The organism is Myxococcus sp. CA040A (assembly GCF_013336725.1).
GTDB lineage: Bacteria > Myxococcota > Myxococcia > Myxococcales > Myxococcaceae > Myxococcus > Myxococcus llanfairpwllgwyngyllgogerychwyrndrobwllllantysiliogogogochensis.
The window spans coordinates 188,569-198,198 of the sequence record NZ_JABUMR010000002.1; the positions used below are offsets into that span (position 1 = coordinate 188,569).

The 9,630-nt window shown below is 68.6% G+C and carries 6 protein-coding genes; 4 read left to right on the forward strand and 2 right to left on the reverse strand.

All coding sequences use genetic code 11. The features are described 5' to 3' along the window. Positions 1 to 95: 95 nt before the first annotated feature. Positions 96 to 986 (forward strand): EamA family transporter, encoded by an 891-nt coding sequence (locus HUA75_RS07880; protein WP_174485995.1) that lies wholly within the window; start codon positions 96 to 98, stop codon positions 984 to 986. A gap of 95 nt (positions 987 to 1,081) precedes the next feature. Next, positions 1,082 to 3,361 carry a carboxypeptidase-like regulatory domain-containing protein gene (locus tag HUA75_RS07885; protein WP_174485996.1) on the forward strand — a complete coding sequence of 760 codons (2,280 nt, stop codon included), beginning with the start codon at positions 1,082 to 1,084 and terminating at the stop codon, positions 3,359 to 3,361. Positions 3,362 to 3,422: 61 nt separating this feature from the next. On the opposite strand, the gene HUA75_RS07890 is transcribed toward HUA75_RS07885, so the two are convergent. Continuing rightward, positions 3,423 to 4,316 (reverse strand): hypothetical protein, encoded by an 894-nt coding sequence (locus HUA75_RS07890; RefSeq protein WP_174485997.1) that lies wholly within the window; start codon positions 4,314 to 4,316, stop codon positions 3,423 to 3,425. 52 nt (positions 4,317 to 4,368) lie between these two features. Further along, on the reverse strand, positions 4,369 to 5,862 hold the full coding sequence (locus HUA75_RS07895) for a matrixin family metalloprotease (RefSeq protein WP_174485998.1): 1,494 nt from the start codon (positions 5,860 to 5,862) through the stop codon (positions 4,369 to 4,371). A gap of 439 nt (positions 5,863 to 6,301) precedes the next feature. Here HUA75_RS07895 and HUA75_RS07900 point away from each other — a divergent pair, with 439 nt between their 5' ends. Both HUA75_RS07900 and HUA75_RS07905 read left to right on the forward strand, forming a co-directional pair. Beyond that, positions 6,302 to 7,309: a cytochrome c peroxidase gene (locus HUA75_RS07900; RefSeq protein WP_174485999.1), complete on the forward strand. Its 1,008-nt coding sequence runs from the start codon at positions 6,302 to 6,304 to the stop codon at positions 7,307 to 7,309. A gap of 25 nt (positions 7,310 to 7,334) precedes the next feature. Beyond that, positions 7,335 to 9,630: IPT/TIG domain-containing protein (locus tag HUA75_RS07905; protein ID WP_174486000.1), on the forward strand; the 2,296-nt coding region annotated here is incomplete at its 3' end.

The following is a 9,630-nucleotide window of genomic DNA, read 5'->3' on the forward strand; positions in this document are numbered from 1 at the left end:
GACGGGTGGCGCGCGATTCTGGAGCACCGGCGGCTTCGACTCCGCCGGAGGTGAGCGATGACCTGCCCTGGTGCGCTTGTGCGACAGTGCGCGGCATGTCTCGACTCCGTGGGCTGACCCGCCCCCGCACCAGCGCCGTGCTCCTGTTGCTGGTCGCGATGAGCTGCATCCAGGTGGGGGCCTCGCTCGCCAAGCGGTTGATTCCCGTCGTCGGCGCACAAGGGACGACGGCGCTCCGGCTCGTGTTCGCCAGCCTGATTCTGCTGGCCATCTGGCGTCCCTGGCGCAAGCGCCTCACCCGCGCGGAGCTGCGCTCCGTCCTCGTGTATGGCGCCTCGCTGGGGGTGATGAACCTGACCTTCTACCTGGCGCTGGAGCGGATCCCCCTGGGCATCGCCGTCGCCATCGAGTTCACCGGGCCCCTCGCGGTGGCGCTCCTGTCGACTCGGAAGGCCGTCGATTTCATCTGGGCGCTGTTGGCCGTGGCGGGCGTGGTGATGATCCTGCCACTGGCGGGGACCGGGAAGGCGCTCGACTGGGTGGGGGTCGGCTGGGCGCTGGTGGCGGGCACGTGCTGGGCGCTCTACATCGTGTTCGGCCAGAAGGCGGGCGCCTCCGTGCACGGCGGGACGGCCGCGTCACTGGGCATGCTCACCGCGGCCCTGCTCGTCGTTCCCTTTGGCGTGGCGCAGGCGGGCACCTCGTTGCTGGACGTGTCGCTGCTGCCCGCGGTGCTGGGCATCGCCGTGCTGTCGAGCGCGCTGCCCTATTCACTGGAGATGATGGCGCTCAAGGAGCTGCCCACGCGGACCTTCGGCATCCTGATGAGTCTGGAGCCCGCGCTCGGGGCGCTCGCGGGGCTGCTGTTCCTGGACGAGCGGCTCTCGTGGGTGCAGGCCCTGGCCGTCGGCTTCATCGTCCTGGCGTCGGTGGGCAGTGCCCTCTCGTCGAAGCGGACCCCGTCGACGCCGGACGCGGTGGCCTGAAGGTCAGTGCCTGGGGGCAGGGTGGATGGGCAGACACCGCGCCCGTGCACGAGAGGGCGTTGGATGCTGCTAGCGTGACGTCGACGGGAGGCCTCATGAAAAGCGCGTCCGTGGTGGCAATCGCCCTGGGTGTCGTCGTGCTGGGATTCGCCGTGACGCGGTTCTCCTTCGGCACCCCTGAGACCCCGATGGCCGCGCCCACGGTTCGCGAGGCTTCCACCCGGCAGTCGCTGGGTGGGGCGCCCGACGCCGGGCGGACCGGGGCCCAGGCGCGGGAGGTGCCTGCCGAGGGCACGACGCCGGACTCCCAGCGCGCGCCGGCCGTCCTCATGGAGGGACTGGTCACCGACGTGGACGGGCATCCCCTGGCGGAGGCCACCGTGGCGGCCATGACGCCGCCTCGGCTGAGCAAGGACAAGGCGCGTCCTTCCGGTGAGGTGCAAGCCAAGGGGGAGGTCCAAAGGTTCGGAGACTACGAGTCCACGAGGTTCGAAACGCGGACCGACGCGGCGGGGCGCTTCGTGCTCGAGCTGCCCGAAGCGGGCCCCTATATCCTCGTCGCCTACGGGGAGGACTTCGTCGTCACGCGCCTGGAGCGTGTGGAGGCTCCGGTCCAGGACCTTCGACTGGTGCTGCACGCCGGTGGGCACGTGGAGGGCACCGTGGTGAGCGCCCGGGGTGAGCCGCTCCCGGAGGTGGCGCTCACCCTGTTCGCCGAGGGAAAGAAGGACCGAACCACCGAGTGCATGAGCGACGAAGAAGGACGCTTCGTCATGCGCATCGTGGAGCCGGGTCGCTACACGCTCCGGGCGGTCTTCAACACGGGGGCGCCTCATCGCGCCTCGCGCGTCGTCGAGGTGCGCCCCAAGGAACAGTCGACGGTGGTCTTCCGGATGGACACCGGAAAGTCGGTATCCGGTGTCGTCGTGGACGAGGCGGGCATGCCCCTGGGTGGCGCTCAGGTGAAGGCCCACTCGCAGCGGGAGAACTACGCCCAGTTGAATGAGCAGGAGCACGGCATCCGACTGGAGGACGCATCCTCGCTCACGGACGAGGCGGGCCGGTTCACCGTCCATCACCTGCTGCGAGGCGACAGCAACCTGACCGTCGAGAAGCCGGGCTACGTGTTGCGCGTGGCGACGCGCGGGGAGGATGACGCCTTCGACCCGCTCCCCGAGCACCAGGTCGCCGCGGGCTCGACGAACGTGAGGCTGGTGCTGCGCTATCTGGGGAGCATCCGCGGAAAGCTCCGGCGCTCGGACGGCACGCCCATTGACCGCTTCACCGTCAACGAAGAGTCCTTTCAGAGCGAGGACGGCGCCTTCCGGCTCCCCATCCAGCAACCCGGTGTGACGTGGCTGACGCTCGAGGCCCCGGGACACACGCGCATCCTCCGCGAGGTCCGGGTGGAGCGCGGCCAGGACGTGGACCTGGGCACGCTGGTCCTCGAAGCGGGGCGGTGGGTGCGCGGGCGGGTGGTGGACGCGACGACCTCCGCCCCCGTCGAAAACGCCCAGGTGGTCGTCCGGCGCTCACCGTCCTCCCAGGTCGATGAGTCCTCGTCGGCGCAGGCTCCCGAGCTGGTGAGCGCGAAGACGGACCCCTCGGGCGCCTTCGAGTTCGGGCCGATGGAGGCGGGCCCCCTGGCCATGGAAATCTCCCACTCCGGCTACCTGCCGCTTCAACAGTCGGTGGGTTCGGGCGAGGAGACGCTGGAGGTGGTGCTCTCGCCGGGCGCGCGGTTGGAGGGCACCGTGAAGGACCGCGAGGGACAGCCCGCGAAGGTGATGCTGCGGTTGAGCGCCCTGGGGGGCCAGAAGCTCCATCGCTCTGGCATCGTGCACGTCAGCGAAGGGTCCTTCTCCATGGGAGGACTGGAGCCCGGGGAGTACGTCATCTCCCTCAGTTCCAGGTACGACTTCATGGGGAACCCCTGGTCGGAGACCCAGTCGGGCCGGTACATCCCGCGCCGGGTGACGCTGGCCCCCAACGAGCGGAGAGTGCTCCAACTTCAGGAGCGCGAAGGCCACTCCACGCTGCGGCTGCGTGTGCCCCGTGTCACGGGCACTCCTCCCGACGATGTCGCCCTCCACCAGGCGGTGCTCGTCCCGGGGACGTTGTCGCCGATCCGCAGCTACGGTCGCGTGGAACGAATCAAGCTCGAGCTGGGGGTGCTCGGCCCGGCGGGAGTGACCTCCCCGGAGGTCGTGTACGACGCGCTCCCCTCGGGCCGCTACACGTTCCTGCTCGTGGGGCGCAACGTCAAGGGTGGCCCCTACCTGCTGCACGCCGAGGAGCTGGTGGTCCCCGAGGTGGGTGTCCTGACGAAGGACCTCCAGCCCGTCTGGAAGCCCATCGAACACATCATCCTGTGAGCACCGCGACCCGACCATCGCCACGGGCAGGCCGGGTCGCGGGCACGTTGGACGTGCGACGTCAGAACGTCTTGTCGAGCAGGGCCGCGCAGTCGGACGGCTGGGCGCCATCCTTGATGTGGAGCGCCACGGGCCCCGAGGCCGGTCCAGGTTCCCAGGCCAGCCTCACGAAGCAGCGCTCACCCACGTTCACGACGTGGACCCGTGTCGCCACCGCGCCTTCCGGGAGCGCGTCGAACACCACCGTGCCCCCCTCGTCGGGAGCGGGCGTGGTCAGCGTGGCGGGCCGGTCCGCGCGTCCGTAGAGCCGGCCCGGCACCGCGCCCTGGGGAACGGAGTCCAGCGAGGTGCGCTCCGTGCGAGGAACCGAGAGCTGGGTGGACGCGACGAAGCGCTTGAGTGTGTCGAGCAGCGCGGACGGAGTCGCTCCCGGGAGCACCTCGTGCTGGACCGAGGCTGCGTCCAGGTCGACATGTCCATGGTCGCCCCGGAGGAGGACGAAGGCCCCCGCGACGTCGGGTGAGCGCCGCAGGAAGAACAGCTGCCGGTGTCCATCCAGCGTGCCCAGGTGGGCGCGCCCCGCCGACGCGTCCATGCCCGCCGCTGGAACCGCCACGACCACGCGAGTCGCGGAGCCCGGGAGCCGCTCCGCGTTCCGATACAGCTCCGCGTCCACCTCCAGCTCCAGCTTCTGGAAGTAGCGAGGCCTCTTGCTGCCCTGGACCTTGCGGTGCGTGTCCACCTGTCGGGTGACGCGGCCCGTGACGATGAGGTCGGACTGGGCCACGTAGCCTTCGGGCCCCAGCGTGTACCGCGCGTAGTCGTCGTGGACATGTCCCCGGCCCGCCGGGCCCAGCGCGGGGGTTGGTATCAGCGCCCTCCCAACACCGACGACTCCCAGGCCCACGACCGCACCGACGACAACCATCATTCCCTGCTTGAAGAAGGACTTCATGACAATGTGTCTCCAGGAGTCTGGTGTTGCGGGGTCTCGCGAAGGTCCTGGCTCAAGGAGCCGCCGTCACCAGCTTCGCGCTGGAGATGCTGCCGCCAACGAACGTCTTGCGCTCGATGGGGAAGTTGGAGTCCGTGCACGTGCCGCTGGCGCAGTCCCGGATGTACATGTACGCGTCGCGGGTGTTGTTGGTGGAGGCGTGGATGATTTCCAGGCGGTTGCCATTCACGATCTGCACGTCCGAGGCGACGTTGAGCGTCCAGCCCGCCGTGACGTGCGTCCCCAGGTACATGAAGGTGCCGGCCGCGGTGATGTAGCCCTCGGCGATGCGCAGCTGGTGCTCGCCGTTCGAGGCAGGGAAGGTGAGGAAGCAGCGGTTGGCACCGGCAGGCGCCCAGTAGCCGCAATCAATCCCGACCGACGTGTCGGTCCATTCGCCGTTGATCTGGGTGGGGTTGGTCCAGGTGCCGGCGCTGGTCGACGTGGAGACCCGGAGCTTTCCCGTCCCCATCTCGATGAAGGCCATCACCAGCCGACCTGACGCCGCGTCATACGCGAGGCTCGGGCGCCGATGGGACGTCATCGTCGTGAGCTGGGGGCTTCCTCCCCAGAAACATCCGGCCAGGCTGCCGTAGACGCCCCGGTAGACGTAGATGGCTCCGGTGTCATTGGACGAGCGGAACGCCGCCGCGAAGCCCCCGCCTGGATTCTCGGAGACGGCCACGCCGTCGAAGGCATAGTCCGTCGAAGTGCAGGTCGGTCCCACGGTGCCACTGGGGTCGATACCGACGTACGAGATGCGGCTGGTGTAGTCCTGGTTCGAGTCGTTCTCGAACGTCACGAGCGACCACCCGTCCGTCTGCGTCGCCACGCCCACGCTTCCGGAGGTCGTTCCCACCTGCGTCCAGCCGCCGCCCGTCCGGGCGCGGACCCTGACGGGATAGTCCGCGATGTATTGGGCGTGCTGTCCGCCCAGCTTGTCGTCCTCGCGAGGGAAGCGCTTCGGATAGGCCCCGAAGGCGTAGTTCCCCTGGTGCATGACGGCTTCAGGCGAACTCGTGGAGGGATGGGTCAACCCGAGGCAGTGCCCGAACTCATGCGTGAAGATGGACTGGAGGTCGAAGGTCTGGGTCCCGTTGTCCGAGTACGCGCTCGCGACGCCGGTGTTCATGTAGATGTCGATGGAGCAGTTGTCGGAGAGGAAGATGTAGGACGACCGTCCGAGACAGCTGTTCCCCGAGCAATCGCCGTCGCAGCACGTCTTGGCTTCAATCTCGAGGTCCGAGGCGTTGGGCGTCGTGTCGTGGAATTCGATGTTCGTGTTGAACCGGACCCCTGAGTTCTGCCAGGACTGAAGGGCAGAACGCGCGATGGTCATGATGCTGGCATTGTTCAGTCCGAAGTGGGTCTGGAATGGGCCGGTGATGACATCGATGACGTAGGGGTTGTCTCCCCATCTGACCGCGGTGTTGAGCGAATACGCCCCCACCGTGGCGGCAGGCAGGAAGCCCATCAAGAAGGTCGCGAGCAAGCCAGGTCGTTTCATCGTTCCTCGATGCAAGTGCACTGCAAGAGGAATACGTCGCGGCGACACGGGGCTGGTCGTCCAGCACATGCTCCGAGCTGTCACCGGGAGGCGCGGCCTGGAATTTCCCGAAGGCCGCCCGCGAAAAAACGTCCCGGGTTCCAGACCAGGAAAAAGGGTCCACTCCGTATCAAAAATGGGCCGGATGCAGGGCCTCGTCGAGGCGCGCTCGCTCCGGGCGGGGCCTTGCGTTTGTCGTTCCCGTCGTGGCGGTTGGTTCCACGTTTCATGAAGGGGCCTGCACGGCTCAGGGACGGGTGCGCCTGTTCGGGCAGTCAGGGCCGTAGGGACCGAGTGGGTGCGTATGTTGGCGCGGAGCAGGTCGAAGGCCAGTCTTGAGAGGAGATGCGCCGCACCGGGTCGGCGTCTCGTCTGGAGCGTCGCCGCGGGGCTGGGGCTGGTGTTCCTGGCACCAGCAAGGGCCGCCGCCGAGGAGCGTGTCTCCAGGGAGGACGCGAGCGCTCGCGCCGCGCTGGGGCAGCGGCTCTTCTCCGATACGTCCTTGAGCGCCGATGCAAGGGTGTCCTGCGAGACGTGTCATCAGCCAGGTGCCGCCTTCACGGACGGACTGCCTGTCTCGCGTGGAGTCCTGGGCCGTGTCGGGACTCGCAACGCCCCGAGCCTGCTGGGCCTGGCTCGGACGCGCGAGCTGTTCTGGGACGGGCGGCGGGATTCACTGGAGGCGCTGGTCTTCGACCCGCTCACCGCCCCCGAGGAGCACGGCCTCGAAGACGTGCAGGCGGTCCTCTCCGCGGTGCGGGCCCGTCACGCCTCGGACTTCGAGCGGGTCTTCCCCGGCAGGGGCGTCACCCAGCAGACCGTGGCGCAGGCGCTCGCGGACTTCGTGCGCCAACTGCCCGTGGCCTCGTCTGCCTTTGATCGCGCCCAGGCGGGTGACCGCGCCGCGCTGGTGCCGGCGCAGCGCCGGGGCTGGGCTCTCTTCACCGGACGCGCGGGGTGCGCGCGCTGCCACCACCTTGAAGGAGGCGCGCTGACGGATGGCGCGTACCACGCGGGAGAGGTGCGCTCCGAACTCATTCCCCATCAGGCGGAGGCGGCACGCGAGGCCGTGGGGATGTCGCGGGAGGCCCGGCGGGCCAGTGTGCCGGCCCGGGCGGAGATGGCGGCCCTGGGGCGCTTCGCCGTGACGCTCAGCCCCACGGACCTGGGACGCTTTCGCACCCCGTCCCTGCGAAACGTGGCCGTGACGGCGCCGTACATGCACGACGGCAGCATCCCCACGCTGCTCCAGGCCGTCGAGCGTGAGCTGTATTACCGCTCCACTCCGGGGCGACAGGTGGGGGACCTGACTCCCTCTGAGCGCTCCGACCTCGTCGAGTTTCTCAAGGCACTGACGAGCGCAGTGTCGCCGTCCCATCCACCGGACGCGACGCCGCGCGTCCACTGACCCTTCGTAGCGCAAGGAGTTTCCCTTGAAGCGTTCCTCCTGGGGGCCTGGCCTTGGCCTGGGCTCCCTCTGGTGTGCCCTGCTGTTGACCGCATGCGGAGGCGAGAGTCTTTCGCCTCCACCCACGCTGTCGGACCCGACGACCCAGGTCGCGAGCCTGGGAGACGCGGGTCCGCCCATCAACTACGCCTATGACGAGTCCCGCCGGCTGGTGGCTGTCTATGACGGGACGGGCGCCAGCGCCCAGTATGTCTATGACGAAGGTGGCAACCTCCTTGAAATCAAGCGGCTCTCCGCCGCGCAGTTGGGGCTCTTCGACTTCGCGCCCAACGAGGGACCGCCGGGCGGCGAGGTGACGCTGACGGGCTCGGGCTTCAGCACGACTCCCGCCAACAATACGGTGCGGTTCAACGGGGTCGCCGCGGTGGTGACCGCCGCGAGCGAGCAGCGGCTCGTGGTGACGGTGCCCGCGGGCGCGACGACGGGGACGGTGAGCGTGGAGGTCGGGAGCGTGACGGCCACCAGCCACGAGGACTTCGTGGTGCTGGCTCCGGTCCCCGCGCCCATCATCTCTGGCTTCTCGCCCTCGGGTGGGCCGGTCGGGACGACGGTGACCATCACCGGCTCGAACTTCAGTCTCCAGAACATCTACAACCGGATCTTCATCGGGGACATCCAGGCGGACATCCTCTCCTCCACGGCGACGCAGCTGCAGGCCAAGGTCTCCTCGCGTGGCGCCACGGGGAAGGTGAGGGTCTCCACGCCGTCGGGGCGCGCGACGAGCACGCAGGACTTCATGGTCGTTCCGCTCGACCAGGTCCCTGGCGGAACGGACACCCTCTCTCAAGCGGAGGTGGGCGGGGCGCCGGTCAATGTCTCCCTGGCCAGCTCGACGAACAAGGCCGCGGTGAGCTTCTCGGTGCAACAGGGCGAGCAGGTGACCGTCGTCGTGAGCTCGGTGGTGCTCGGTGGTGCCTCGTCGGGAACGCTGCGCATCTACGACGGCCTGGGCGAGAGCCTCAGCACCGCCTCCATCCTGGCCACGGGTGGCGCCTTCGATTTGCCGGTCGCTCCGAAGGCAGGCACCTACACCGCGGTGCTGAAGGCCAATGGGACGACGACAGGCTTGAGCGCCACCTTCACGCTGGTGCGAGGCATCACCGGGAACCTGGAGAAGGACGGTGCCATGGCCGTCTTCTCGGGGCAGGTGGGACAGAACGGGCGGTTCAACTTCTTCGGCGCGGCGGGGGAGCGGCTGGGGCTGGGCATCGCGAGCCTCACCACCGTGCCCGCCGCGCAGTCGGTCGCCATCGACGTGCGCAGGCCGGACGGCACCCAGCTCGTCAATTGCAGCAGCTACACCACGCCGGGGAACTGCGACCTGCCGGACCTGCCGATGACGGGGGCCTATGTCGTCACCGTGAATCAGACGGGAATGGCGACCGCCTCGCTGGGCCTGCTGCTGTCGAGCACGGTGGAAGCCAGCCTCGTCGTGGACGGGACGGCCGTCACGTTCAGCACCACGCGCGTGGGCCAGGATGCTCGCTACACCTTCACGGCCACGGCGAACACCAACGTGACGCTCGTCGCCACCGGTGGCACCTTCCCCAACTACGCCTCCGTGCAGGTCTTCCGTCCGGATGGCAGTTCGATTACCAGCAGGACCGCCTACCCCAATGACAACGTCACGTGGGACTTCCTCACCACGACGTCGGGCACCCACGTCATCACCGTGGACCCACAGGCCGCCAACACGGGCGAACTCACCCTGCGTCTGGTGCAGGAAGCCAGTGGCAGTGCCGGGAGCATCGACGGAACGCCGACGACGGTGAGCCTGGGCGTGGGCCAGAACGGGCGCTACACCTTCAGCGGCGACGCGGGAGACCGGCTGGGCCTGGGCGTGGTGAGCATCACCACGGTGCCCGCTTCGCAGTCCGTCACCTTCGAAGTGCGCAAGCCGGACGGCACCCTGCTCATCAACTGCAGCAGCTACACCGCCCCGGGGAGCTGCAACCTGCCGGTGCTGCCGGTGACGGGCACCTATGCCATCACCGTGAATCAGGCGGGAATGGCGACGGCCTCGGCGGGGCTGCTGCTGTCTCGCACGGTGGAGGATACCCTCGTCGTTGACGGGGCCGCCGTGACGTTCAGCACGGCGCGCGTGGGCCAGGATGGTCGCTTCAGCTTCACGGCCGCGGCGAACACCAACGTGACGCTCGTCGCTACCGGTGGCACCTTCTCCAACTACGCCTCCGTGCAGGTCCTCCGCCCGGATGGCAATGCGATTATCAGCCGGACCGCGTACCCCAATGACAACGTCA